This is a genomic window from Plantibacter sp. LMC-P-059a (assembly GCF_030209505.1).
Taxonomy (GTDB): Bacteria; Actinomycetota; Actinomycetes; order Actinomycetales; family Microbacteriaceae; genus Plantibacter.
On sequence record NZ_JARVRZ010000002.1, the window covers coordinates 437309 to 460504 of the forward strand.

Genomic DNA, 23196 nt, shown 5'->3' on the forward strand with positions numbered 1-23196 from the left:
TGCTCCCCTGCGGACGTCGCCTCGGCCGCTACGATGGCGTGACGACCCTTGGGAGGACCGGCATGTCAGCAGTCGACACGGCGTTCCACGGGCTCCGGCACATGATCGCCTCCGGGCGCCTGGTCGCCGGCCAGCGTTTCCCCGCCGAGAGCGAACTGTGCGACGAACTCGGCGTGTCCCGCGGCTCCTTGCGTGAGGCCGTCCGCATGCTCGCGGCGCTCGGCATCATCGAGTCACGCCACGGTTCGGGCACCTACGTGTCGATGCTGCGTCCCGAGGAGATCATCGGCAGCCTGTCGCTCACCGTCGACCTCCTCCCCCTCGACGGGCTGCTGCAGATGTACGAGCTCCGCCGGGTCCTCGAGACCCATGCGGCCTCACAGGCGGCCGCCCGCGCCGGCGAGCAGGTCCACGCCGAGCTGGCATCGCTCGTCGCGGCGATGGAGGAGACGACGGACCCCGCGGAGTCGAGCGAACTCGACCACCGGTTCCACGAACTGATCGCTCGGACCGCCGGCAACGCGACCCTGACGGCACTCCTGCAGGTGTTCCGCTCCCGCTCGCGGGCCTACGACGTCTTCAGCCTGCCCGACGGCGACGAGCTGCGCCGGGTGAGCAACCGAGGCCATCGCTCGATGACGGAGGCCATCATCGCCCGCGACCCGGTGGGTGCGGCCGGGGCGGCTTCCGCCCACGTCGCACAGACCGAGGAATGGTTGCGCGTCCTCCAACCCCCGGCCACCCCCGCCGACTGAACGGCCCGACTCGGGCGCTGGTCAGCGGGTCGGGAGGATGGGCGTGCCGATCAGCCGCTCGAGGTCCGTCCACAGCGCCGAGGCGACGTCGCGGTCGGTGGTGATCGCCGCAGGGGTCTGGCGCACGGCGTCGCCCTTCGTCAGCCACCGCGGACCGAAGAACCAACCACCGTCGGCCGACTCGTCGGTGACCGCGCGAAGCGTCGGCTCGGCACCCCGCTGCTTGCTCTGCGCGTAGACGGACTGCAGCGTGTCGGAGAAGCGGCGTCCGCGCGTCGGTTCGTTCACACCGGGGACACGACGGTCGAGTCCGTTGACGGAGTAGCCGGGGTGCGCGACGAGGGCCCGGACGGTGCTGTGCGACGCGGCGAGCCGGCGGTCGAGCTCGAAGCCGAGCGACGACAGGGCGATCTTCGACTGCGCGTAGGCCTGCCAGCCGCTGTACCCATCACGGAGCTGGAGATCGTCGCCGTGGAACCGCACGAGCAGGGTGGAGAGGCTGCCGAGCAGAACGACGCGGGGTGCGGTGTCGTGCTGGTCCGCCGTGCGTTGCAACACGGGGAGCGCTTCGGCGAGCAGGGCGGCGTGACCGACGACGTTCGTCGCGAAGACCAACTCGATGCCGTCGGCCGTCTCCTGGCGGTCCTTCGGCATGTGCACCATGCCGGCGTTCGCGACGAGGGCGTCGAGGCGTTCGAGTTCCGACAGCCGGCCGGCCGTCGCGCGCGCGGAGTCGAGTGAGGAGGTGTCGAACGGGAGGTGGCTGAGTCGGGCATCGGGCACCTTCACCTGGATGGCACGCATGGCCGCTTCGGTCTTCGTCGCGCTCCGCGAGGCGAGGATCACCTCCGCGCCGGCCCGAGCGAGCCCGAGGCTCGTCCAGAAGCCGAGGCCGGCGTTCGCTCCGGTGACGAGGACGACGCGTCCGGTCTGATCGGGCAGGGAGTCGGCGTTCCAGGTCATGGACCCATCCTGGCGCAGGACGCTGGACGCCGTCCGAAGGTGGTCACCCCTTGCGCGGCGGGATTCGAGGGGTATCTGGGATCAGTGCTGGTTGGCGAGGCGCTCGTGGTGGTGGATGACCTCGGCGACGACGAAGTTGAACCACTTCTCGGCGAAGGCCGGATCGAGGTGGGACTCCTCGGCGAGCGCCCGCAGCCGCGTGATCTGGCGTTGCTCGCGCGCCGGGTCACTCGCGGGCATGTCGTGTTCGGCCTTCAGCCGGCCGACCTCCTGCGTGCACTTGAAGCGCTCGGCGAGGAGGTGGACGAGGGCGGCGTCGATGTTGTCGATGCTGCTCCGGAGCCGGCCGAGACGTTCGGTGGCCGCTGGATCCGTCGCAGCTGCGCCGGCGGTGGGTTCGGGGTGCTGGTCGGCCTGGCTCATGCCGAAACTCTAGCAACGCGCCGAGCCCGCGCAGCAGGCGACCAGGCGATACGCAGCCGGTTCACCGCAACGCCGGGACGAGGTGGCCGGACTCGAGGTGCAAGCGTGCGTCGGCCTCCGCGACCGCGAGCGGGTCGTGCGTCACCTCGACGACCGTCGCGCCCCGATCCGCCTCAGCGCGGAGGACCGCTCGGATCGCCCGCCCTGCGGCCAGGTCGAGGCCGACGGTCGGTTCGTCGAGCAGAAGGAGCTCGGCTTCGCGCGCGAGCGCCTGCGCGATGAGGACCCGTTGACGCTGGCCGCCCGAGAGCTCCCCGAAGGATCGCGGGGCGAGGGGGAGGACGTCGAGGCGATCGAGACTCGCGTCCACGATGCGGCGATCGCGGGCGTCGAGCCGGGCCCATCGGTGACGGAGCGTCGGCCACCGCCCCATCGACGCGACGTCGCGTGCCGTCACCGGGAAGTGCTCGGGCACGGCGCTCCGTTGCGGGACGTAGGCGACAGGACGCCCTGCCAGTCCGTCGACCTCGCCGGCGATCGGGCGGTGGATCCCGGCGAGCACCGAGAGCAGGGTCGACTTCCCTGCTCCGTTCGCGCCGGTGACGGCGGTGATCGCGCCCGACCGGACCTCGGCGGAGATCCCGTGCAGTACCCGCTCGCCGTCGTATTCGGCCGACACCTGGCGCAGTCGGACGACGACGGGCGTCGGACGGTCGGGCGCCGCCTGCGCAGGACGGTTCGACGGGGTTCGCATGGCCCCATCCTATCAATACTGAGAATCATTTTCATGTAGAGTGCTCGACCATGACCTGGATCACCGAGCCGTTCACCGCGGCCTTCCTGCTGCGCGCCCTCGTCGGCGGCGTGCTGGTGGCGGGGATCTGTGGTGTCGTCGGCACCTGGGTCGTCCTCCGCGGACTCGCTTTCCTGGGCGAGGCGATGGCCCACGGGATGCTCCCCGGTGTCGCCACCGCGGCACTGCTCGGGCTCCCGCCGGTCGCCGGCGCAGCCGTCAGCGCCGTGGTCATGAGCGCCGGCATCAGCCTCGTCTCCCGACGCGGCAGGCTCTCCCACGACACCTCCATCGGCCTGCTCTTCGTCGGCATGCTGGCGCTCGGGGTCATCATCGTCTCGTCCAGCAGATCGTTCGCGACGGACCTCACGGCGATCCTCTTCGGCGACATCCTCGCGATCCGGGACGCCGACCTGCTCGGCCTCTCCGTCGCCCTCGTCGTCACGGTGCTCGTCGCGATCGCGTTCCACCGCCCGTTCGTCGCCCTCGCGTTCGACCGTCGGGTCGCCGCGACGATGGGTCTCCGCCCACGCCTCGCCCACGCGGCGCTCGTCGGCCTCGTGACCCTCGCCGTCGTCGCCTCCTACAGCGCCGTCGGCACCCTCCTCGTCGTCGCGCTCCTCCTCGGCCCGGCGGTCGCCGCCGCCCACTGGGCCCGATCCATCCCGCTGATCATGCTGCTCGCGACCGGCTTCGGCGCGTTCGCCGTCCTCCTCGGCCTGCTCATCTCCTGGTACGGCGACACCGCCGCCGGGGCCTCGATCGCCGCCTGCTCGATCCTGCTCGCAGCCGCGTCATGGGCCGTGCGGTCGCTCGTCGCACGCATCCGGCGGCCGGCTAGCCCCCATCTCGAACCATCGACCGATCCGACCCACCTGGAAAGCGCACCGTGCACCGACTCCCCCGACCGATCATCCGAACCGGCCCCACTCCCGGCACCGACCATCGCGGCCGCCGCACCACGCGGAGCGCATTCGCTCTCGCCGCGCTCGCGCTGACCCTCACCGCCTGCGCGTCTCCCGGCGGGGCGTCGCCGACCCCGACCGACACCGGCGAGGCGCGCGGCCACGGCTACGTCGAGGGGGCGAGCGAGCTCGCCGAGCCGCAACTGCACCTCGCGACGGCCGACCAGGCCGGCACCGTGGAACTGACGGACCTCCTCAGTGAGGAGCGTGCGACGATCGCCGAGCTCGGCCCGCTCGCAGCGCTCACGGGCGACGGACGGTTCGTCGCCGCACACTCCGAGCCGGCCGGGACCGTCACGATCATCGACACCGGCGTCTGGACCGTCGACCACGAGGACCACCAGCACTACTACCGGGCCGAGCCGCGCGTGGTCGGTGAGGTCGAGGGCGACGGACCGGCGGACGTCATCGCCGGCTCGACGACCACCGCCGTGCGGTTCGCGGGCTCGGGCGAGACCGTCCTCCTCGACACCGCCGCGCTCGGCACGGGCGACCTCGCCGAGTCCGGACGGATCGAGACCTCCCCCGGCGCCCCCGGGCTGGCCGTCCCGATCGGCGAGACCGTCGTCGCCACCGACGGCAGTGGCAGGCTGCGCGTCCACGGCACCGACGGTGAGCTCCTCGACCCCTCGTCCGCGTCCGTGACCGCGGCCGACGTCCTCCTCGCCGGCTGTACCGAACCGACCGGCACCATCGCGACGAACGTCGGCGTCGTCATCGGTTGCGCGGAGGGCGCGCTCCTCGCCGTCGTCGACCGCAGCTCGAGCGACCCCGACCCGGTCCCCGCGTTCGAGGCGATCCCGTACCCGCAGGCCGTCTCCGCCGACGAGCGCGCGACGTCCTTCCATGCGCGTCCCGGTCGTCCGACCGTCGCCGCCGTCGCCGGTGCGTCCGGTGCCTGGCTCCTCGACACCCGCGAACGCCGCTGGACCCTGCTTCCGACGCCAACACCCCTGCAGCTGGTCACCGCCGTGGACGACCGGGACCAGCACGTCGTCGGCCTGACGACGACCGGCGACCTCCTCGTCCTCGACGGTGCCACCGGCGCCGTGACCGGGTCTGCGACCGCGCTCGTCGGTGCCGCCGACCTCGCCGCCGGGGTCCAGCTCGAGGTCGACCAGAACCGCGCCTACCTCAACCTCCCGAGCACCCGCACCGTGGTCGAGATCGACTACGGCGACGCCGCGCGGATCGCCCGCACCTTCACCTTCGACACGGCACCGGCGTTCTTCGCCGAGACGGGACGCTGACCATGCGTGCGACCATCCCCCGACCGACAGCCCTCCTCCGCACCGCAGCCGTGCTCGCGTCGACCCTCGTGCTCGGCGCGGGCCTCACGAGCTGTGCGGCGAGCGCCGACGACCGCCCGCTGGTGGTGGCGACGACCAACATCCTCGGTGACGTCGTCGGCGAACTCCTCGGCGACCAGGCCGAGGTCATGACCCTCATGCCGCCGGACGCCGATCCGCACTCCTTCGAGATCTCGGCGAGGGACGCGGCTCGGATCACCGGTGCGCAGCTCATCGTCTCGAACGGGCTGGGGCTCGAGGAGGGACTCACCCAGCACCTCGAGACCGCGACCGAGGAGGGCGTGCCGCTCGTCGAGGCGGGGTCGCTCGTCGACGTCCTCGAGACGGAGTCCGGCGCGGCGGACCCGCATTTCTGGACAGACCCGGTGCAGATGGTCGCGGTCGTCGAAGGGGTCACCGAGGCCGTGATCGACGAGGTGCCGGGTGTCGACGCCGCCGAGGTGCGGTCGAACGCCGAGGCGTACACCGCGGAGCTCGAGGCACTCGACGCGGAGATGGCCGAGGCCTTCGCCGCCATCCCGGTCGAGCAGCGGAAGCTCGTCACCAACCACCACGTGTTCGGCTACCTGGCCGCGCGGTACGACTTCGCGGTCATCGGCGCCGTCATCCCGAGCGGGACGACACTCGCCGCGCCGAGTGCCTCCGACCTCGACGAGCTGTCCACCGCGATCGAGACGGCGGGGGTCCACACGATCTTCGCGGACTCCTCGCAACCCGACCGGCTCGTCCAGGTGCTCGCCGATGAGGCGGACGTCGACGTCGCCGTCGTCCCGCTCTTCACCGAGTCGTTGACCGCCGGATCGGGCGAAGCCCCCACCTACCTCACCATGATGCGCGCCAACACCGAGCGCATCGCCACCGGACTCTCGCCATGAGCGGGCGTCCACGAACCCAGAAGGAAACCATGCAGCAGCACCACCGCAGTCCCCTGGCCTCGCGCACGAAGCGCGGCCGGACCCCGTTCCTCGCCGTCGGCACCGCCGCAGCCCTCCTCCTCACCGGATGCTCGACCGCGAGCGGTTCCGCGCCCGACCCGAGCGCCTCCGCGTCCGACGGGCCGCAGAGCCGGATCGCCCTCACCTACGACGGTGGCCTCCTCGTCGTCGACGCCGCCACCCTCGACGTCGTGGGCGACCTGCCGCTCGCCGGCTTCAACCGCGTGAACGCCGCGGGCGACGGCCGCCACGTCCTCGTCACGACGACGAAGGGCTTCCAGGTCCTCGACACCGGGACGTGGACGGACGAGGACGGCACCTCGAAGCAGGCCGAGCCGGTCCTCACAGACCTCGTGTTCCCCGCCGACACCGCCGGCCACGTCGTACGTCACGCCGGCAAGACCATCCTCTTCGCCGACGGCTCCGGTGACACGACGATCTTCGACAGCGCGGACCTCCTCGACGCCACCGACGAGCTGCCCGAGACCGAGACCGTCCCCTCGGAGGCCGCGCACCACGGCGTGGCCATCGAGCTCGAGGACGGCACCCTGCTGTCGACGATCGGTACCCCGGACGCCCGCACCGGCGTGCGCGTACTCGACGAGTCGCGCACCGAGATCGCCCGCAACGAGCAGTGCCCCTCGGTCCACGGCGAAGGCACCGTCAAGGACGAGACCGTCGTCTTCGGGTGCAGCGACGGCGTCCTCGTCTACGACGACGGCGTCTTCACGAAGATCCAGGCCCCGGACACCTACGGTCGGACCGGCAACCAGTACGTGAGCGAGACGTCGTCCATCGCGGTCGGCGACTACAACAGCGACCCCGACGCTGAGGGCTACGACCTCCGTCAGCTCGCGTTCACCGACACGGTCGCCAAGACGACGAAGATCGTCGACCTGCCGGAGGGCGTCGGCTACACCTGGCGCGACGTGGCCCGTGGGCCGAACGACGAGGTCGTCGTCCTCGGCAACGACGGGTCGCTCCACATCCTCGATGAGCAGACCGGCGCTGTCACCGACACCATCGCCGTCATCGACGTGTGGGAGCCGCCGGCCGAGTGGCAGGACGCCCACCCGGCACTGGTCGTCCACGACGGTGTCGCCTACGTGACCGACCCGGCGACGAAGACGCTCCACGCCGTCGACCTCGCCTCGGGTGACATCACCACGGGTGAGCTGCCCGGTGTCCCGAACGAGATCGCGGTCGTCACGGGCTAGGACCGACCGCAAGCCGAGAGCGCCCGTTCCGTCATGTGCTGGGATCCAGCCGACGGGACGGGCGCTCTGCGTTGGAACGCCAGGGATGGTCAGACGCGTTCCGGCGCGCCGAGCACCCGGGTGACGACCGGTCGGGTCGCGTGGAGCGCCGCCCAGACGAGGGCGATGCCGCCGGCGAAGCATCCGACGATCACGAGGACCGACAGCGGGGCGAGGATGATGCTGATGCCCGCCATCGGAAGCACGAGGAGGACGCCGAGTCCGGCCGAGCCGAGGGCCACGACCCGCAGCGGCAGCATGACGGCGCGGGTCCGAGCCCGCTCCATGACCTGCCGCGGCACTCCGAGGCGGTCGAGGCTGACGTACAGGTCTCGTCGGTCGAGCACCGCGGAGGCCTGGTTCACCCCGACGGAGCAGGCGACCATGAGGAACGACGCGACGAGCGTGATGATGACGCCGGTGCGGATGTCGTCGATGAGGATGGCGCTCTCCCGGTCGAGGTCCGCACCTCCGGCGGCGTCCATGAGGGCGACACCCGTGCCGGCGACGACGGCGACGAAGCTCGTCATCGCGACGCCGCTGACCTGCCGCCAGGCGGCCTTCGGCGACTCGAGGATGCTCCGAGCCGCGAGCAACCGCTCCGGGGTCGAGGCGCGCTTCGCCGATCCCCGCCCGATCATCCCGACGACCCAGGGGCCGATCAAGCCGAGCACGCCGACGCCGGCGCCGAAGCCCACACCCAGGACGGCGACGATGGCGGCGACCTCCTGCAGCCCGGTCACGACGGACAGCAGGGCGTAGGCGACGAGGACCACGGCGGCACCGATGACGACGCGCACCCAGTGCACGGTCGGCGCCTGCTGCTTCGTGCGGACCCCGAGCGGGCTCACGTTCACGGCGCGCAGACCGATGGCCGCACTGGCCGCCGCGAGGAGCGTGACACCGAGGACGACGGCCGCCGCGACCGGCACACCGACCCAGACGCCCTCGACGCCGATCGGCGAACCGCCGAACGGGATGAGGCCGACGAGGGGCAGCATGCCGAGGTACAGCACGATGCCGGCGAAGGAGCCGAGCAGGGCGACCGCTGCCGATTCGACCACGGTCATCGCAGAGACGGTGCCGGGCGTCGCGCCGAGCAGTCGGAGGGTGGCGAGTCGGTCGTCGCGACGGCGCGCGGACAAGCGCGCGGCCGCTCCACCGAGGGAGCCGAGCGGGACGAGCAGCAGCGCCAGGGCCAGCACGCTGAGCACCTGGTAGAGCAGTGCCGTCTCGCCGGTCCACCGCCAGAACATCATCGCGCCGCCGAGCACGGTGAGCACGAGGGCCGTGGTGACGGCGAACGCGACCGCCGGGAGGACGATCGTCGCGGGGCTCTGGGCTCCCGGCCGGGCGAGCATCCAGGTGAGACGGAGGACGGGGCTCCGACCCGACCCGGCAGGGACCGGTGTCCGCGGCGGGGCCGTGTCGACGACCGCGCTCATGAGCGTGCGCCGCTCGGGACGACGCCGGTCTGCGGGTACGGCTGGCCTTGCGGCTGCGGCGGGTACGGCTGACCCTGCTGCGCCATCGGATACGACGACTGCGCCGGGGACGGCGCGTGCACCGGCCCCGCGTCCTGGCGTTGTCCGACAATGCGGCCGTCGGCGAGACGGATGGTGCGCGAGCAGCGGGCAGCCACCGTCTCGTCGTGCGTCACCAGGACGAGCGTCCGGCCCTGCCCGGTGGTGGCGTGCAGGAGCGCACCCATCACGTCGGCCGAGGTGCGGGAGTCGAGCGCGCCGGTCGGCTCGTCGGCGAACACGATGGGGGCACCCGTCACCTGGGCACGCGCGATCGCGACGCGCTGCGCCTGACCGCCGCTCAGTTCGCCGATCCGGCGGCCTTCGAGGCCGGCGAGACCGAGGGCGGCGAGCCACGCGGCCGCACTCGCTTCGGCCGCGGCCCGCGGGGTGCCGCCCAGCATGAGGGCGATGGCGACGTTCTCGACGGCCGTCAGCTCGGGGATGAGCAGGCCCTGCTGGAAGACGAACCCGAAGGACTCGCGCCGCAACTGCGAGCGCCGCTTCTCGTCGAGCTGGTCGACGCGGACGACGCCGGTCGGGGTGGCGAAGGCGATCGAACCGGTGTCCGGGGTGACGATCCCGGCGAGCGCGTGCATGAGGGTGGTCTTGCCGGAGCCGGAGGCACCCATGATGGCGACCGACTCGCCAGGAAGGATGTCCAGGTCGACGCCGGCGAGGGCGAAGGTGGCCCCGTACTGTTTCGTGAGTCCGCGGGCGGAGAGGATCGATGTGTTCATGATCCCATCGTGCGCGGCGGACCGGGTGCGGCGCGTCGGCCGGGCGATGCACGCTGCCCGGCGCCGGTCATCCGCGAGGTGGACCCTGGGTCGGCCGCGAGGTCAGACGCCGCGGCGGCGGTACTGCGCGAAGAGGGCGGCGTCGGCGGCCCAGCCCGCGCCGAGGAAGCGGAGGCCCGAGCCGGTGTCGGAGGCGTCACTCGAGGGCGCTGGGGCCGGCGTCGCCGAGAGGTCGACACCCGCAGCACCGGCGGCGACGTGCGCCGAGGCCCTGACGCGCTCGGCGACCTCCACGGGAGCGGCGTCGTCCTCGACCGCACCCTGCACCGGGACCGGCAGCGGGACCGCCCGCAGTGGAGCGGTGACCCGGGTGTGGACGGCGTGCGACTGGGTGATGGAGGACATGCTCCCATCGTGCCGAGCGGCCGTCCGAGGTACATCCCGCAGTCGGGTGATCCTCACCGGCGCGGACTCATCCTCCGGTACCACACGGACGTCGGAGCACGCGCCTCGTATCGGGCAGAGCCGGCGCGGTCAGACCGGCTGCACCGGCACGGGCCGACCGACGAAGCGGATCCCGACGCGCTCCCCCGCCTCGAGGCGTTCGGTCGCGCCATGCTGCACCGCGACGAGCGTCCCGTCGGGCAGTTCCACGGTCGTGCGACGCACGGGCCCGAGGAAGCTCGAGGTGAGCACCACCGCGTCGGACGAGCCAGCGGGCTGCTCCCCCTCGTCCGTGAACACGACGTCCTCCGGCCGCACGAGCGCGACGACGTCCCCATCGCCCGTCGGCTCGCCGAGCACCGGCAGCACCTGACCGAGCACCAGCACACCACCGTCGACGAGCGTTCCCGGGATCCGGTTGCTCAGCCCGATGAACTCGGCCACGAACGGCGAGGACGGCCGGGAGTACAACTCCTCGGGCGTACCGATCTGCTCGATGACCCCGGCCCGCATGACGGCCACCCGGTCGGCGACGGCGAGCGCCTCCTCCTGGTCGTGCGTCACGAACAGCGTCGTGATCTGCAGCTCGGACTGGATGCGACGGATCTCGTCGCGCAACTGGACGCGCACCTTGGCGTCGAGGGCGCTGAGCGGCTCGTCGAGGAGCAGGACCCGCGGTCTCGTCACGAGCGCCCGCGCGAGGGCGACGCGCTGCTGCTGCCCGCCCGACAGCTGGTGGGCGTAACGGCCACCGAGGTGGCCGAGGCCGACGAGCTCCAGGCTCTCGGCCGCGCGGGCCTGCCGCTCCGCGCTCGGCACCCGACGCATGCGCAGGCCGAACTCCACGTTCTCCAGCACGGTCAGGTGCGGGAAGAGCGAGTACGACTGGAACACCATGCCGAGGTCGCGCTTGTTCGTGGGCACCGACACGACGTCGACCCCGTCGATCAGCACGCTGCCCGAGGTGATGTCCTCGAGCCCCGCGAGGCTCCGCAGCGCGGTCGTCTTGCCACAGCCCGAGGGGCCGAGGAGGGCGACGAACTCGCCCGGCGCGAGGTCGAGACTCACGCCGTCGAGGGCACGAGCGCCCGAACCGTAGTCCTTCACGACGCGTTCGAAGCGCACCGCGGCGCCCGTCGGGCGGTCGGCTTCCGGTGCAGCCGGGGATGCCGACTGGTCGATCGAGGTCATGGTGTCTCCCTGATGCGGCGGATCGATCCGACGCGGCCGATGATGAACAGCAGGACGAAGGCGAACGCGAGCGCGAGCAGGGCGAAGGCCACCGCCACGAACGGGTCGCTCTTCGACACCTGCACGAGCGAGGTCTGCAGGGTGTTGCGCCCGAGGAGCGAGGCGATCGTGTACTCGCCGAGGACGACGGCCACCGAGATGACCGCGGCCGTGAGCACGCCGCGCCGCAGATTGGGCAGGAGCACGCGGAACAGGACGGTCCCCCATCCGGCACCGAGCGTGCGGGCGGCCTCGGCGAGGGTGCCGACGTCGACCGACTGCAGGTTCGCGGCGATCGCCCGGTAGGCGTACGGCAGCACCGTGATCCCGTACGCGAACGCGAGCGTCCATGGGGCGCTACCGAGGAGCTTCGCCACCACCGAGTACACGGGCGCGAGTCCGACGACGAGCACGATCGCCGGGACGGTGATCGGGATGATGCAGACGAACTCCAGCACCCGCTGCAGCTTCGGGAAGCGGAGCTTGACGAGGATCATCGTCGGCAGGAGCAGGACGACGACGATGAGCACCGTCACCGCCGCGAGCACCACGGAGTTGCCGATGCCCTGGAACAGCACGCGGTACTTCCGCGAGTTCTCCGGGTCGACGATCGCCGCCCAGTGGCCGAGGTCGTGACCGCCGTCGATCCCGGCGCGGAGCGTGAACTCGAGCATCGACAGGATCGGTACGGCGAACACGAGCGCGACGACGACGAGGATGATCCGGCTCGTGAGCTTCGACGGCGTGGCCGAGTCGCGGACGGCGCTCATCGCTGCCACCGTTCCGTCCGGGCCTGGAGCGCGGAGTACGCCGTCATCATGACCACCATCACCACGATCATGCCGATCGCGAGCGAACCGGCGAGGTTCTCCCGCCCGAGGACGGTCTCGCTGATGAGGGCACCGCGGATCTGCAGCGGCACGATCTGGGCGCCCTGACTGATGAGCGCGGCGGCGGTCGCGTAACTCGAGAACGCGTTCGCGAAGAGGAGCAGGAGCGACCCGAGGAAGGAGGGGGCGAGGATCGGCATCGCGATGCGGGTCCAGTAGGTCAAGCGCGTACCGCCGAGCGTGGCGTTCGCCTCCGACCAGGTGCGCTTCAGCCCCTCCATCGCCGGCATGAAGGTGATGACCATGAGCGGCACCTGGAAGTACAGGTACGGCAGGAGGAGACCGGGCACCTGGTAGAGCCAGACGCCGTCCGCGAAGAGGTCGATCCCGAGCCGGTCCTTGAGGAACACGGTGACGAGCCCCTGGATGCCGATCGTCGCGATGAAGGCGAACGCGAGCATGACGCCGCCGAACTGGGCGAGGACGCTCGAGGCCGCGTCGACGAAGGTGCGGATGAGCCCGTCGGGTCGGACCGCGAGCAGGGCGTAGGAGACGAGGGCTCCGATGACGGCGCCGGCGACCGCGGTGACCGCCGAGACCCAGAACGAGCTCGCGAAGGCGCCGAGCACCGCCGGCTCGCCGAGGGCAGTCAGGTTGTCGAGGGTGAACGCGCCTTCACCGTCGAAGAAGCCGGTGGCGAGCGCGGTGACCGTGGGGATCGCCAGGAAGAGCAGGGTGTACAGCGCGAAGGGCGTCAGCCCGAGGAGCGCCCAGCGCGGACGGCGACGGGGGCGCGCCGCGACGGGATCGGCCGAGGCGCCCGGTGTGGTGGTCGGCGGGAGCGAGACGGCGGGGTCGGCTTCCGCCGACCCCGCCCCACTCCGCCGCGTGGCGGAGGCACTCATCAGGAGATCGCTGCCGCCCACTTCTCGGCGAGCAGCGAGGTGGCCTGCTCGGTCTGCTCCGGCGTGAACTGCACGAGGTCGGCGGGCATCTCACCGACGGCGTCGAGGGCCTTCTGGTCGACGGTGTCGGCCTCGACCATCGCGGCGAGGGTCGACGGGTACGCGCCGGCTGCGAGGTACAGGTTCTGCGCCTCGGGGCTGAAGATGAACTCCTGCCAGAGACGGGCTGCAGCGGGGTGCGGAGCGTCGACGTTGATGGCCTGGTTGTAGTAGCTGCCGACGGCCGAACCGGGGAGGACGGTGGTCTTCCAGTTGCGCTGACCCTCGTTCTCGGTCGCCGCGGCCAGGTTGTTGTAGCTCCAGTCGATGACGACCGGGGTCTCACCGGACGCGATCGTCGCGGGCGTCGGGTCGAGCGGCAGGAAGTTCCCGGCCTGGTTCAGCTGCTGGAAGAAGTCGACACCGGGCTGGATGTCGTCGGCCGAACCACCGGACTGCAGCGCGGCCAGGTAGACGCCGGCTGCGGCGGCACCCGCCTGGGTCGGGTCGCCGTTCAGCGCGACCTTGCCCGCGAACTCGGAACCGAGGAGGTCGTCGAGCGACTTCGGTGCCGGGACGGCGTCCGCGTCGTACCCGATGGAGACGAGACCGGTGTAGTCGTACACCCAGAGGCCCGTCTTCTCCTTCGAGCCCTCGGGGATGTCGTCCCAGTTGGCGACCTGGTACGGCGCGAACTGGTCGAGGTTGTCGAGGGCGACGGCGGATCCGAGGTCGAAGACGTCGGGGGCGGTGTCCTGGCCCTGCTGGTTCTTGGCGGCCGTGATCTCCTCGGCGCTCGAGACGTCCGGGTCGGCCGAGTTGACCGTGATGTCGTACTTGTCCTCGAACGCGCTGATGATCTTGCCGTAGTTCGCCCAGGTGTCTGGCAAGGCGATGACGTTGAGCTCACCCTCCGCCTTGGCTGCTTCGACGAGCGCGTCCATGCCGCCGAAGTCCTCGGCGGAGGTCGCCTTCTTCGCGTCGACGTCGGAGGCGGCTCCGGTGTCCGCTCCAGCGGAGCATGCGGTGAGCGTCGTCGCGGCGAGCGCGACGATAGCGAGGGCGGTCATACGCCTGGTGTTCACGGTTCCTCCAGTGACGTCGGCGGCCGCCCGTGCTGTCGGGCCGTCGGATACCGCGTCCGTCGTCTGGAGGACAAGCTAGGGTCGCGACGTAGCGCGATCGGGACCGCGCGGTGTCTCGCGGGTGAACAGTGCCCTTCGACAGGCTCAGGGACCGGCGGGGGTGGGCTCAGGGACCGGGAGGGGCACCGCCCGTCGGTCACCGAGCCTGTCGAGGTGCAGGGACCGCCCTTCAACAGGCTCAGGGACCAGGGCGGAGCGCGACGGGCCCGGGGCTCCTGGCGAGACGCTCCTCGAGACCGGCCCGCACCTCCGGCCACTCCTCGGCGATCACGGAGAACAGGGCGGTGGTCCGCCAGGTGCCGTCCGCCCGCTGCTTGTCGCGGCGGATGAGGCCCTCGAAAGTGGCCCCGAGGCGCAGGATCGCGGTGCGCGAGCGCTCGTTGCGCTCGTCGGCCTGGATCTTCACCCGCCCGAAGCCCGCGTCGAAGGCGAGCCCGAGGAGCAGCAGCTTCGTCTCGGCGTTGACGGCGGTGCCCCAGACGCGCGGGTCGTAGGCCGTCCAGCCGAGGTGGGCGGCCTCCCCCGGCTCGTCGAAGTCGCCTAGCGTGGACGTGCCGACGAGGAGCCCGTCGTGCTCACCACCGACGAGTCGGATGACGTAGGTGTTGCGCACGCCGCTCGTGAAGTACCCGTCGGCGAAGACGTCGAACTCGGCCTGCGTCGTCGGTAGGCCCTCCGGCCCGCCTCCGTACCCGCCGGCGAACACCTCAGGGTGCGCGATCGCCGTGAACAGCTCGGGATAGTGCGAGCGGTCGAGCGGTTCGAGTCGGATGGTCCGGCCGTCGATCGGCTGGGGTTCGGGTCGTCGTGCGGTCACCGTTCCACCGTATCCGCTGGCGAGCCGATCACCATGATGTCGACGTCAGGCCAGGATGAGGCAGGTGGGCGAACCCGCGTCGAGGGTGCCGAGCAGCGTCGTCGGGACGCCCGTGCGTTCGTCGAGTCGGAAGCTCGCGACGCCGTTCGACAGCTGGTTCGCGACATGCAGGAAGCGGCCCGACTCCCGGTGATGGCGCGGCATCGTCCCGCCACACTCGACGTCGGCCACGGCCTCCACGCGCGAGCCGTCGCCCGTCACGCGCAGGGTGGCGATGCGGTCGCTCCCCCGAACCCCGACGTGCAGCTGCTCGCGCGACGCGGCGAGGCTGATCTCGGCACCCGTGTCGCCCTCCGACACCCCCTCCGCGGGTGCGACCGTGGCCGCGAGGATGTGCCAGTGGCCGTCCGTCCCGTCCACTCCGAGGGTGAAGACCTCGACCGAGTACTCGGTGATGACGTGGAGATGACCGCTCGGGTGGACGACGAGGTGCCGCGGACCCGTGCCGCGCGGGAACACGACGGTGTGGTCGAGGACCAGCCGGCTCCCCCGCAGCTGCCAGATCCGGACCGTGTCGTGGCCGAGGTCGGTCGTCGCGATCCGGCCGTCGGGCAGGAGGGCGGAAGCGTGTGCACGGGACGGCCGGGACGGAAGCGCCTCGCCGACGGCGGCCTCCAGCGCGAGGAGCGTCAGGGCGTCCTCACCGGCGTCCGCGGCTTCGGCGGCGAGCGCGGTGGGTGAGGCCCAGGGGTCGACGGACGCCTCCCCGAGCCGTGGGTCGCCTCCGAACGCCGCGTTGTCCGCGAGCGGCACGGACACCACCCGACCGTCGCCGTAACAGCTCGCGACGAGCAGGTCGGCGCCCGGGACGGTCGCGACATGGCAGACGCCCTCGCCCGCTTCGAGGGGCTTGCCGAACGGTGCGAGGCCGAACTCGCCGGAGCGCTTGAACGCCTCCACCGCGCCGGTCGACTCGCTCGCCGCGTAGACGATCGGGAGCGTCGGGTGCAGCGTCAGGAACGACGGCGACTGCGCCTCCGAGGACTGCACCAGCCGGAGGGTGCCCGCCTCGTCCTGCCGCAGCAGGCTGATCCCGGCACCGGTGCCGTCGGCCTCAGCCGTGTAGGAACCGAGGAGGAGGTAAGGGGTGTCGTCGCTCATCCCCACAGTCTCCCACCTGCACCGACGCCCACCGGTGTCGGATCAGCTGGAGCGGCGGGCTCGGACCCCGGCCGCATACTCCTTCGGACTCATGCCGATCGCTTCCCTGACGATCCGGATGAGCGTCGCCCGCGTGATGCCGAGGGCGTTCGCGAGGGTCACGAGCGAGAGGTCCGGGTCGTCGTCGAGGGTCGCCAGAGCACGCCGGACCCGTGGGTCGAGCGTGCCGGTGTCACGCGCGGGACGCACCGCCGGCCGTGGCCGGACCTCGCCGGTCGAGAGCTCCTCGACCGGCGGGAGCCCTGGCAGGGACGGCTGACCGGATTCGTTCACCACGGCAGGCGCGACGCTCGTCCTCGGCTCAGTCGACGAGGTCGTGACGCACGACGATCGCGTCGCGGCCGGGGCCGACGCCGATCGCGGAGATGCGCGAACCACTCATCGACTCGAGCGCCAGCACGTAGTCCTGTGCGTTCTTCGGCAGGTCCTCGAAGCGGCGGACACCGGTGATGTCCTCCTGCCAGCCGGGGAACTCCTCGTAGATCGGGACCGCGTGGTGGAAGTCGCTCTGGGAGACCGGCACCTCTTCGACCCGCACGCCGTCGACCTCGTAGGCGACGCAGACCGGGATGGTGGCGAGGTCGTCGAGGATGTCGAGCTTCGTCAGGACGAAGTCGGTGACCCCGTTGATGCGTGCCGCGTACCGCGCGATCGGGGCGTCGTACCAGCCGACACGGCGCGGGCGCCCCGTCGTGGTGCCGAACTCGAAGCCCTTCGAGCGCAGGTAGTCGCCGGACTCGTCGAACAGCTCGGTCGGGAACGGACCGGCACCGACGCGCGTAGTGTACGCCTTCACGATGCCGATGACGCGGTCGAGTCGGTTCGGTGCGACACCGGAACCGGTGGCCGCGCCGCCCGAGGTGGCGTTCGACGAGGTGACGAAGGGGTAGGTGCCGTGGTCGACGTCGAGCATCGTGGCCTGGCCGCCCTCGAAGAGGACGATCTTGCCCTCGTCGAGTGCCTCGTTCAGCACGAGGGCGGTGTCGGCGACCATGGGGCGCAGGCGCTCGGCGTACGCGAGCAGGTCGGCGACGATCTCGTCGACCGTGATCGCCCGGCGGTTGAAGACCTTCACGAGGAGGTGGTTCTTCTGGTCGAGCGCGCCTTCGACCTTCTGGCGCAGGATGTTCTCGTCGAAGAGGTCCTGGATCCGGATGCCGACCCGGTTGATCTTGTCGGCGTAGGCCGGGCCGATGCCGCGGCCGGTGGTGCCGATCTGGCGCTTGCCGAGGAAGCGCTCCGTCACCTTGTCGATGGTGCGGTGGTACTGGGTGATGACGTGCGCGTTGGCGCTCACCAGCAGGCGCGAGACGTCGATCCCGCGGGCCTGCAGTGCCTCGAGCTCGTGGAACAGCACCTCGATGTCGATGACGACACCGTTGGAGATGACGGGCACGACGCCGTTCGTCAGGATGCCGGACGGCAGGAGGTGCAGGGCGTACTTCTCGTCGCCGATGACGACCGTGTGCCCCGCGTTGTTGCCGCCGTTGAACTTCACGACGTAGTCGATGCGGTCACCGAGCAGGTCGGTGGCCTTCCCCTTGCCTTCGTCGCCCCACTGGGCGCCGACGATCACGATTGCTGGCATCTGGATGCCGCCCCTTCCGGATTCTCGTGTGCCCGGCGGACCCCGGAGGAACCCAGCCCTGACAGGCCGGACGCCCACCCTCTGCGGGCGGGCGTCTCGTGCACGCACCCGTCCATCGTACCGGAGCCGGGTCTCGGGCATCGAGTTCCGGCCCGCGCTCGATACCATGATGGGATGCTCAGGCCCCGGCCGGCCGTCCCGCACGCCGATCGCCCTCGACGACCGACCTCCCGACCGACCGAACGGAATCCATGACCTCCCTGCCGCGCCTCGTCGCCTTCGATCTCGACGACACCCTCGCCCCGTCGAAGTCCGCGCTCGACCCTCGCATGGCCGAGCTGTTCGTCGCGCTCCTCGAGCGCACCTCCGCGTGCATCATCTCCGGTGGCCAGATCGTCCAGTTCCAGAACCAGGTCCTCGACCGGATCGGCGCCGCCTCTCCAGAGGCCCTCGGACGCCTCCACCTCATGCCCACGTGCGGCACCCGCTACGACCGCTTCGACGGCACCGCGTGGACGACCGTCTACCGGCACGACCTGAGCGACGACCAGAAGGCCCGCGCGATGGGCGCCCTCGAGACCGAGGCGAAGCGACTCGGCCTCTGGGCGGAGGAGACCTGGGGCCCGATCCTCGAGGACCGTGGTTCGCAGATCACCTTCTCCGCACTCGGGCAGGCCGCACCGGTCGCCGAGAAGACGGCCTGGGACCCGGACGGCACCAAGAAGGAGTCGCTGCGTTCCGCGGTGCAGGCGCTGCTGCCCGACCTGGAGGTGCGCTCCGGCGGATCCACGTCGGTCGACATCACGATGGCGGGGGTCGACAAGGCCTTCGGCATGACCCGGCTCGCCGAGCACACCGGCATCCCGCTCGAGGAGATGGTGTTCGTGGGAGACCGCCTCGACGAGGGTGGCAACGACTACCCCGTGCTCGCCCTGGGCGTGCCGTCCGTCGCGGTCCACGGATGGCAGGACACGGCCGCATACCTGGAGTCGCTCGGCCTGTAGGGCGTCGGTCCGAGAGCGTGTTGCGGGTTCCCGAGCTGCGCCCCGGCCCCTGAGCCGTGCCCCGGTCCCGCCCGGTCCCTGAGCCTGTCGAAGGGCTAGTCGGAGCCGAGGATGACGATCGCCGAGGTGGGCGGTGCGGCTGCGGCGACGAGGTACTCGATCTCCTCGGACGCCGTCGGGTCGGCCTCGCGCAGGAAGGTGTCGAGTCGCTCGACCTCCTCCGTCTCGCCGATCGCCTTCGCGGAGCGGCGCAGGGCATAGAGCGACCGCAGCACGCCGCGGTTCGGGGCGTGCGACCACGGGATCGGCCCCTGGCCGCGCCAGCCGGCGGCGCGGAGGGAGTCGAGGCCCCGGTGGTAGCCGACGCGCGCTGCCGCGTAGCCGGGGATCGGCGACTGCGGGTCGTGGACCGCGTCGGCGAGCAGGGCCCAGCCGAGCGATGAGCGAGGGTGGGCTGCGAGGAGCTCGGCCAGCGCTTCGATCGAACCGATCGCCGCGTGGAACTCGGCGTCGGTGGCGCTGTCGTCCGGCAGCAGTGTCGGAGGGGTTGCCATGAGATTCTCACCGGTCATCGTTCAACCATAGCTCCGTTGTCCGGGACCGGCGTGAGAGGAAGCTGGCAGCCCTCGCTGAGAGCTCGCCGCATGCGTCACGAACGATATTGCACACTGCTGTGCAAGATAGTACGATCGCTGTCATGACCACCACCGAAGTGCCGCCGAGCCCACCCCGGGCACCGCGCCGGGACGCCACCGAGAACCGCGTCGCACTGCTCGAGGCCGCCCGCCTCGCCCTCCGCAGCGACCCGGACGCGAGCCTCGAGACGATCGCGGCGGCCGCCGGTCTCACCCGCCGCTCGGTCTACGGGCACTTCGCCACCCGCGACGAGCTCGTCAACGCCGTCGTCGTGGCGGGCGCCGAACGCGTGGCCTCCTCGATCACGGCCGTCCGCGGCGACGACCCGCTCACGACGATCGCGCTCATCGGCGACGTCCTCTGGGCCCAGGTCGACCACGTGCGCATCATGGCGCCGCTCGCTGTTCGCGGCCCGCTGCGCGCCGTCACGGCAGCGGCCCTCGAGCCGGTCCGCACGCTGCTCCTGCACACCGTCCAGGCCGGGATCGCCGACGGCTCCATCCGTCCGGACATCGACGCCGACATCCTGGCCCGACTCGTCGAGAGCACCGCGATCGGCGTCCTGGAGGAGGCGAGCCGCTCCGAGCTCTCGACCGACGCCGGTCGCCGGCTCGTCATGCTCGCCACCCTCGGCGCGGTCGGCCTCTCCTGGCAGGACGCGAGCGCCGTCGCCGATCGCGCAGCCACCCACACCCACGAGGAGACCACCCATGCGCGTTGAACTCGACGGCGTCTCGAAGGGCAAGGGCGGCATCGTCCTCGAACCGACCTCGCTCTCCTTCCGGACCGGTGAAGCGACCTTCGCCCGCGCCGAGACCGAGCAGCGCCCGACCGTCCTCGGGCTCATCGCCTCCGGGCGCATGAAGCCCGACACCGGCACCGTGCTCGTCGACGGCACGACCGACCGCAAGACGATGCGCCGCACGATCGCCCTGATCGACGCGCCCGACGTCTCCGAACCCGCCAGCGGCGTCGCGGTCGCCGGTGTCGTCGCCGAGGAACTCATGTTCGCCGGTCGCGCGAGCCACCCCTTCGCCGTCGCGAGACTCCTCGACTCCCTCGGCCTCGCCTCGCTCGCGAAGCAGCCGATCTCCACCGTCGCGCCGACCGAGCGTGTGCGCCTGCTCACCGAACTCGCGGTCCTCCGCGAAGACGTGACCGCGCTCGTCCTCGTCTCCCCCGACCGGCACGGCGGCGATCCGCTCGGCTGGTGGACGATCGCCCGCCGGCTCGCGTCCCGCGGCTACGGCGTCCTCGTCATCGCCGGAGACGCCTCGGCCACCGCGATCAACGCCATGTCGGACGCACCCGTCTCCGAGAACGCCACGGACGAACTCGTCCCCCTCTTCCAGCAGGACTGGTCATGACGCACCGCGTGCGCCGACCTCGCCCCACTTTCCCCTCCGCCAGCACCACCCGTCCCCAGAAGGACCTCCTGTGAAGATCTTCGCGATGATCCGCGCCGAACTCTCCCGCCTGTGGGCGACCCCCATGTCGCGCCTCGCCCTCGTCGCCCTCATGTGCGTGCCGCTGCTCTACGGCGGCCTGTACCTGTGGGCCAACCAGGACCCGTACGCGAAGCTCGACCAGGTGCCCGTGGCACTCGTCGTCGAGGACTCCGGTGCGCCGGCGACCGACGACACCACCGGCGACGCGACGGGTGAGACGGAGAACTACGGCGACGACATCGCCGAGCAGCTCATCGAGGACGGTTCCTTCGCCTGGCACGAGGTCAGCGCGGCCGACGCCGCCCGGGGCGTGAACGACGGGACGTTCGACTTCAGCGTCACGATCCCCGCGGACTTCTCGACCTCCCTGACCTCCGCGTCCGGCGACGCCCCGCGACAGGCGACGGTCCAGCTCACGACGAACGACGCGAACAGCTACCTGGCGACGACGATCGGCGAGCAGGCGGTCAAGCAGATCAAGGCGACGATCGTGCAGACCGTCAACCGCCAGGCCGCCGGTCGGTTCCTCACCGCCCTCGACACCATCAAGACCAAGCTCGTCGACGCCACGTCTGGCGCCACGCAGCTGGCCGACGGCGCCCAGCAGGCCTTCGACGGCGCTGGGACCGCCCAGGCCGGCGCGGCGACCCTCGCGTCGGGCACGGCGCAGATCGCCGCCGGCACCGCCAGCCTGCCCGCCCAGACGGACCAGCTGGCGTCGGGGGCCGAGCAGGTCGCCGCCGGCACCTCGACCCTCGCCGGCAAGGGCGACGAGGTCGGCGCGGCCGCCCAACGGCTCGTGAACTCCATCCCCACGGCGCGTGCACAGATCACGCAGACCCTGACGGAGAACGGCTTCACCCCCGAGCAGATCGCCCAGGTCCTCGCCCTCCTCGACCCGGTGGCGGCCGACGCCTCTACGGCGAACGAGCGGGTCCAGACCGTCGTGGCCCAGGTCGACCAGCTGAACAGCGGCGCCCAGCAGGTCGCAGGTGGTGCCAGGACCCTGAGCAACGCCATGCCCGCACTCGCCGCCGGGACGCAGCAGGCCGCCGACGGCGCGGCATCGCTGCAGACCGGCCTCACCACCCTGCAGACGGGCCTCGGCACGCTGCGCGACGGCATCGTCACCCTCCGCGACGGATTGCAGTCTGGCGCCGACGCGATCCCGGCGACCACACCGGACTCCCGCACGCTGCAGGCGAAGACGATCGCCGACCCGGTGAAGCTGACCAACGCCTCGGTGACGAGTGCAGGCACCTATGGCGCCGGACTCGCCCCGTTCTTCGTGAGCCTCGCCGCCTGGATCGGCATCTACGCCCTCTTCCTCATCGTCAAGCCGGTGTCACGCCGAGCGATCACCGCCCTCCACAGCCCGATCAAGGTGACGGTCGCCGGCTGGCTGACGCCTGGCCTCCTCGGCACGATCCAGATGGTCGCCCTGTTCGGCATCCTCGCGGGCGCCCTCCACTTCGAGGTCCACAACCCGCTCGGCACCTACGGGATGATGGCGCTCGCCTCGCTGACGTTCGCCGCGATCATCCTCACCCTGAACGTGTGGTTCGGCAGTGTCGGCCAGTTCCTCGGGCTCGTGCTCATGGTGGCCCAACTCGTCACCGCCGGCGGCACGTTCCCCTGGCAAACCCTGCCGGCCCCGCTCGCCGCGCTCCACCACGTGCTCCCGATGTCGTACGCCGTCGACGGCATGCGGCAGCTGATGTACGGGGGTCGGATGGACGCGGCCTTGCAGGACGCCGGCGTATTGCTCGCATGGCTGGCGATCGCGCTGAGCCTCTCCGCCATCGGGGTCACCCGGATGACGCACGCCAGGACCCTGCGCGATCTCCGCCCCAGCCTCATCGGCTAGCGGTCGGGCCGGACGCGGCGGAATCCGCGTCGGAGCGTCGTCCTCGGGTGGGGACGACGCTCCGGCGCGCGTGGTTCGCCGCTTCCGTGCGACGCCCATTCGGGTCGGGCATCGATCGCTGACGGCGGGAAGAGCGCGACCTCGATCGGGTTCGGGTGCGCCCGCCGTCGTCTCGCTCCCTTGAGTGATCGACGGAGCGAGCGATCATGACGCGGAATGCGGCAGATTCCTCGGAACTGGTCACGAGCGGGCGGAACCCCTCAGGCCTTCCCCGGAAACACCGGAGGCCGCCGGGAGTGGGGGGACTCCCGGCGGCCACCGGTGCGACGGAACGGTGCTGTTCCGTCTGGGCGCACACG

24 protein-coding genes are annotated in these 23196 nt (G+C 71.4%); 9 read left to right on the forward strand and 15 right to left on the reverse strand.

Annotation, left to right across the window (positions count from 1 at the left end; all coding sequences use genetic code 11):
• Window positions 1-62 precede the first annotated feature (62 nt).
• The gene (locus QRN27_RS05480) at window positions 63-755 is read left to right on the forward strand and encodes a FadR/GntR family transcriptional regulator (protein ID WP_056008848.1); all 693 of its coding nucleotides are present in this window, start codon (window positions 63-65) and stop codon (window positions 753-755) included.
• Window positions 756-776: 21 nt separating this feature from the next.
• On the opposite strand, the gene QRN27_RS05485 is transcribed toward QRN27_RS05480, so the two are convergent.
• The 3 genes from QRN27_RS05485 to aztA all read right to left on the reverse strand — a co-directional run bounded on the left by QRN27_RS05485 (window position 777) and on the right by aztA (window position 2895).
• The gene (locus tag QRN27_RS05485) at window positions 777-1718 is read right to left on the reverse strand and encodes an SDR family NAD(P)-dependent oxidoreductase (protein WP_285041034.1); all 942 of its coding nucleotides are present in this window, start codon (window positions 1716-1718) and stop codon (window positions 777-779) included.
• A gap of 81 nt (window positions 1719-1799) precedes the next feature.
• Window positions 1800-2141, reverse strand: coding sequence for a chorismate mutase (locus tag QRN27_RS05490; RefSeq protein ID WP_056008853.1), 342 nt, complete (start codon window positions 2139-2141; stop codon window positions 1800-1802).
• Between the two features lie 61 nt (window positions 2142-2202).
• Window positions 2203-2895 carry a zinc ABC transporter ATP-binding protein AztA gene (aztA, locus tag QRN27_RS05495; protein WP_285041035.1) on the reverse strand — a complete coding sequence of 231 codons (693 nt, stop codon included), beginning with the start codon at window positions 2893-2895 and terminating at the stop codon, window positions 2203-2205.
• A gap of 50 nt (window positions 2896-2945) precedes the next feature.
• On the opposite strand from aztA, the gene aztB reads away from it, so the two are divergent.
• From aztB to aztD, 4 genes are read left to right on the forward strand one after another with little or no spacing between them, the layout of a single operon-like run.
• On the forward strand, window positions 2946-3932 hold the full coding sequence (aztB, locus tag QRN27_RS05500) for a zinc ABC transporter permease AztB (protein ID WP_285041036.1): 987 nt from the start codon (window positions 2946-2948) through the stop codon (window positions 3930-3932).
• Complete coding sequence (locus QRN27_RS05505; RefSeq protein ID WP_285041037.1) at window positions 3824-5149, forward strand: hypothetical protein; 1326 nt, start codon at window positions 3824-3826, stop codon at window positions 5147-5149. Before aztB ends, QRN27_RS05505 begins: the two co-directional genes overlap by 109 nt.
• A gap of 2 nt (window positions 5150-5151) precedes the next feature.
• Window positions 5152-6084, forward strand: coding sequence for a zinc ABC transporter substrate-binding protein AztC (gene aztC / locus QRN27_RS05510; protein WP_285041038.1), 933 nt, complete (start codon window positions 5152-5154; stop codon window positions 6082-6084).
• 29 nt (window positions 6085-6113) lie between these two features.
• Window positions 6114-7361, forward strand: a complete 1248-nt coding sequence (gene aztD / locus QRN27_RS05515; RefSeq protein WP_285041039.1) for a zinc metallochaperone AztD — start codon at window positions 6114-6116, stop codon at window positions 7359-7361.
• An 89-nt stretch (window positions 7362-7450) separates the two neighbouring features.
• On the opposite strand, the gene QRN27_RS05520 is transcribed toward aztD, so the two are convergent.
• The 11 genes from QRN27_RS05520 to QRN27_RS05570 form a co-directional block, all read right to left on the reverse strand.
• Window positions 7451-8845 carry an FtsX-like permease family protein gene (locus QRN27_RS05520; RefSeq protein WP_285041040.1) on the reverse strand — a complete coding sequence of 465 codons (1395 nt, stop codon included), beginning with the start codon at window positions 8843-8845 and terminating at the stop codon, window positions 7451-7453.
• On the reverse strand, window positions 8842-9663 hold the full coding sequence (locus QRN27_RS05525; protein ID WP_285041041.1) for an ABC transporter ATP-binding protein: 822 nt from the start codon (window positions 9661-9663) through the stop codon (window positions 8842-8844). Before QRN27_RS05525 ends, QRN27_RS05520 begins: the two co-directional genes overlap by 4 nt.
• A 102-nt stretch (window positions 9664-9765) precedes the next feature.
• Window positions 9766-10068, reverse strand: a complete 303-nt coding sequence (locus tag QRN27_RS05530; RefSeq protein WP_285041042.1) for a hypothetical protein — start codon at window positions 10066-10068, stop codon at window positions 9766-9768.
• Window positions 10069-10197: 129 nt separating this feature from the next.
• Window positions 10198-11298, reverse strand: coding sequence for an ABC transporter ATP-binding protein (locus QRN27_RS05535; RefSeq protein WP_285041043.1), 1101 nt, complete (start codon window positions 11296-11298; stop codon window positions 10198-10200).
• The gene (locus QRN27_RS05540; protein ID WP_194669062.1) at window positions 11295-12107 is read right to left on the reverse strand and encodes an ABC transporter permease; all 813 of its coding nucleotides are present in this window, start codon (window positions 12105-12107) and stop codon (window positions 11295-11297) included. The genes QRN27_RS05535 and QRN27_RS05540 overlap by 4 nt, the downstream gene beginning before the upstream one ends.
• Window positions 12104-13072, reverse strand: coding sequence for an ABC transporter permease (locus QRN27_RS05545; protein ID WP_285041044.1), 969 nt, complete (start codon window positions 13070-13072; stop codon window positions 12104-12106). The genes QRN27_RS05540 and QRN27_RS05545 overlap by 4 nt, the downstream gene beginning before the upstream one ends.
• The gene (locus tag QRN27_RS05550; protein ID WP_285041045.1) at window positions 13072-14181 is read right to left on the reverse strand and encodes an ABC transporter substrate-binding protein; all 1110 of its coding nucleotides are present in this window, start codon (window positions 14179-14181) and stop codon (window positions 13072-13074) included. Before QRN27_RS05550 ends, QRN27_RS05545 begins: the two co-directional genes overlap by 1 nt.
• 253 nt (window positions 14182-14434) lie before the next feature.
• Window positions 14435-15073, reverse strand: coding sequence for a GNAT family N-acetyltransferase (locus QRN27_RS05555; protein ID WP_285041046.1), 639 nt, complete (start codon window positions 15071-15073; stop codon window positions 14435-14437).
• Window positions 15074-15118: 45 nt separating this feature from the next.
• The gene (locus QRN27_RS05560) at window positions 15119-16234 is read right to left on the reverse strand and encodes a lactonase family protein (protein ID WP_285041047.1); all 1116 of its coding nucleotides are present in this window, start codon (window positions 16232-16234) and stop codon (window positions 15119-15121) included.
• A gap of 42 nt (window positions 16235-16276) precedes the next feature.
• Window positions 16277-16570 carry a winged helix-turn-helix transcriptional regulator gene (locus tag QRN27_RS05565; RefSeq protein ID WP_285041048.1) on the reverse strand — a complete coding sequence of 98 codons (294 nt, stop codon included), beginning with the start codon at window positions 16568-16570 and terminating at the stop codon, window positions 16277-16279.
• Window positions 16571-16595: 25 nt separating this feature from the next.
• The gene (locus QRN27_RS05570; RefSeq protein WP_056008884.1) at window positions 16596-17882 is read right to left on the reverse strand and encodes an adenylosuccinate synthase; all 1287 of its coding nucleotides are present in this window, start codon (window positions 17880-17882) and stop codon (window positions 16596-16598) included.
• A gap of 251 nt (window positions 17883-18133) precedes the next feature.
• Here QRN27_RS05570 and QRN27_RS05575 point away from each other — a divergent pair, with 251 nt between their 5' ends.
• The gene (locus QRN27_RS05575) at window positions 18134-18886 is read left to right on the forward strand and encodes an HAD-IIB family hydrolase (protein ID WP_285041049.1); all 753 of its coding nucleotides are present in this window, start codon (window positions 18134-18136) and stop codon (window positions 18884-18886) included.
• A 95-nt stretch (window positions 18887-18981) separates the two neighbouring features.
• Here the strand turns inward: QRN27_RS05575 and QRN27_RS05580 are convergent, their stop codons facing one another.
• Window positions 18982-19458 (reverse strand): DUF3151 domain-containing protein, encoded by a 477-nt coding sequence (locus QRN27_RS05580; RefSeq protein WP_285041050.1) that lies wholly within the window; start codon window positions 19456-19458, stop codon window positions 18982-18984.
• Window positions 19459-19583: 125 nt separating this feature from the next.
• On the opposite strand from QRN27_RS05580, the gene QRN27_RS05585 reads away from it, so the two are divergent.
• The 3 genes from QRN27_RS05585 to QRN27_RS05595 all read left to right on the forward strand — a co-directional run bounded on the left by QRN27_RS05585 (window position 19584) and on the right by QRN27_RS05595 (window position 22837).
• The gene (locus QRN27_RS05585; protein ID WP_285041051.1) at window positions 19584-20243 is read left to right on the forward strand and encodes a TetR/AcrR family transcriptional regulator; all 660 of its coding nucleotides are present in this window, start codon (window positions 19584-19586) and stop codon (window positions 20241-20243) included.
• Window positions 20233-20889: a P-loop NTPase family protein gene (locus QRN27_RS05590; RefSeq protein ID WP_285041052.1), complete on the forward strand. Its 657-nt coding sequence runs from the start codon at window positions 20233-20235 to the stop codon at window positions 20887-20889. The genes QRN27_RS05585 and QRN27_RS05590 overlap by 11 nt, the downstream gene beginning before the upstream one ends.
• Before the next feature lie 70 nt (window positions 20890-20959).
• Complete coding sequence (locus QRN27_RS05595; protein WP_285041053.1) at window positions 20960-22837, forward strand: YhgE/Pip family protein; 1878 nt, start codon at window positions 20960-20962, stop codon at window positions 22835-22837.
• The last annotated feature ends 359 nt before the right edge of the window (window positions 22838-23196 follow it).

Excerpts from the sequence above, each read along its gene's own strand:
- QRN27_RS05480 (WP_056008848.1), top strand. The coding sequence starts at position 63 with ATGTCAGCAGTCGACACGGCGTTCCACGGGCTCCGGCACATGATCGCC.
- QRN27_RS05485 (WP_285041034.1), bottom strand. The coding sequence starts at position 1,718 with ATGACCTGGAACGCCGACTCCCTGCCCGATCAGACCGGACGCGTCGTC.
- QRN27_RS05490 (WP_056008853.1), bottom strand. The coding sequence starts at position 2,141 with ATGAGCCAGGCCGACCAGCACCCCGAACCCACCGCCGGCGCAGCTGCG.
- aztA (WP_285041035.1), bottom strand. The coding sequence starts at position 2,895 with ATGCGAACCCCGTCGAACCGTCCTGCGCAGGCGGCGCCCGACCGTCCG.
- aztB (WP_285041036.1), top strand. The coding sequence starts at position 2,946 with ATGACCTGGATCACCGAGCCGTTCACCGCGGCCTTCCTGCTGCGCGCC.
- aztC (WP_285041038.1), top strand. The coding sequence starts at position 5,152 with ATGCGTGCGACCATCCCCCGACCGACAGCCCTCCTCCGCACCGCAGCC.
- aztD (WP_285041039.1), top strand. The coding sequence starts at position 6,114 with ATGCAGCAGCACCACCGCAGTCCCCTGGCCTCGCGCACGAAGCGCGGC.
- QRN27_RS05520 (WP_285041040.1), bottom strand. The coding sequence starts at position 8,845 with ATGAGCGCGGTCGTCGACACGGCCCCGCCGCGGACACCGGTCCCTGCC.
- QRN27_RS05525 (WP_285041041.1), bottom strand. The coding sequence starts at position 9,663 with ATGAACACATCGATCCTCTCCGCCCGCGGACTCACGAAACAGTACGGG.
- QRN27_RS05530 (WP_285041042.1), bottom strand. The coding sequence starts at position 10,068 with ATGTCCTCCATCACCCAGTCGCACGCCGTCCACACCCGGGTCACCGCT.
- QRN27_RS05535 (WP_285041043.1), bottom strand. The coding sequence starts at position 11,298 with ATGACCTCGATCGACCAGTCGGCATCCCCGGCTGCACCGGAAGCCGAC.
- QRN27_RS05540 (WP_194669062.1), bottom strand. The coding sequence starts at position 12,107 with ATGAGCGCCGTCCGCGACTCGGCCACGCCGTCGAAGCTCACGAGCCGG.
- QRN27_RS05545 (WP_285041044.1), bottom strand. The coding sequence starts at position 13,072 with ATGAGTGCCTCCGCCACGCGGCGGAGTGGGGCGGGGTCGGCGGAAGCC.
- QRN27_RS05550 (WP_285041045.1), bottom strand. The coding sequence starts at position 14,181 with ATGACCGCCCTCGCTATCGTCGCGCTCGCCGCGACGACGCTCACCGCA.
- QRN27_RS05560 (WP_285041047.1), bottom strand. The coding sequence starts at position 16,234 with ATGAGCGACGACACCCCTTACCTCCTCCTCGGTTCCTACACGGCTGAG.
- QRN27_RS05570 (WP_056008884.1), bottom strand. The coding sequence starts at position 17,882 with ATGCCAGCAATCGTGATCGTCGGCGCCCAGTGGGGCGACGAAGGCAAG.
- QRN27_RS05575 (WP_285041049.1), top strand. The coding sequence starts at position 18,134 with ATGACCTCCCTGCCGCGCCTCGTCGCCTTCGATCTCGACGACACCCTC.
- QRN27_RS05580 (WP_285041050.1), bottom strand. The coding sequence starts at position 19,458 with ATGACCGGTGAGAATCTCATGGCAACCCCTCCGACACTGCTGCCGGAC.
- QRN27_RS05585 (WP_285041051.1), top strand. The coding sequence starts at position 19,584 with ATGACCACCACCGAAGTGCCGCCGAGCCCACCCCGGGCACCGCGCCGG.
- QRN27_RS05590 (WP_285041052.1), top strand. The coding sequence starts at position 20,233 with ATGCGCGTTGAACTCGACGGCGTCTCGAAGGGCAAGGGCGGCATCGTC.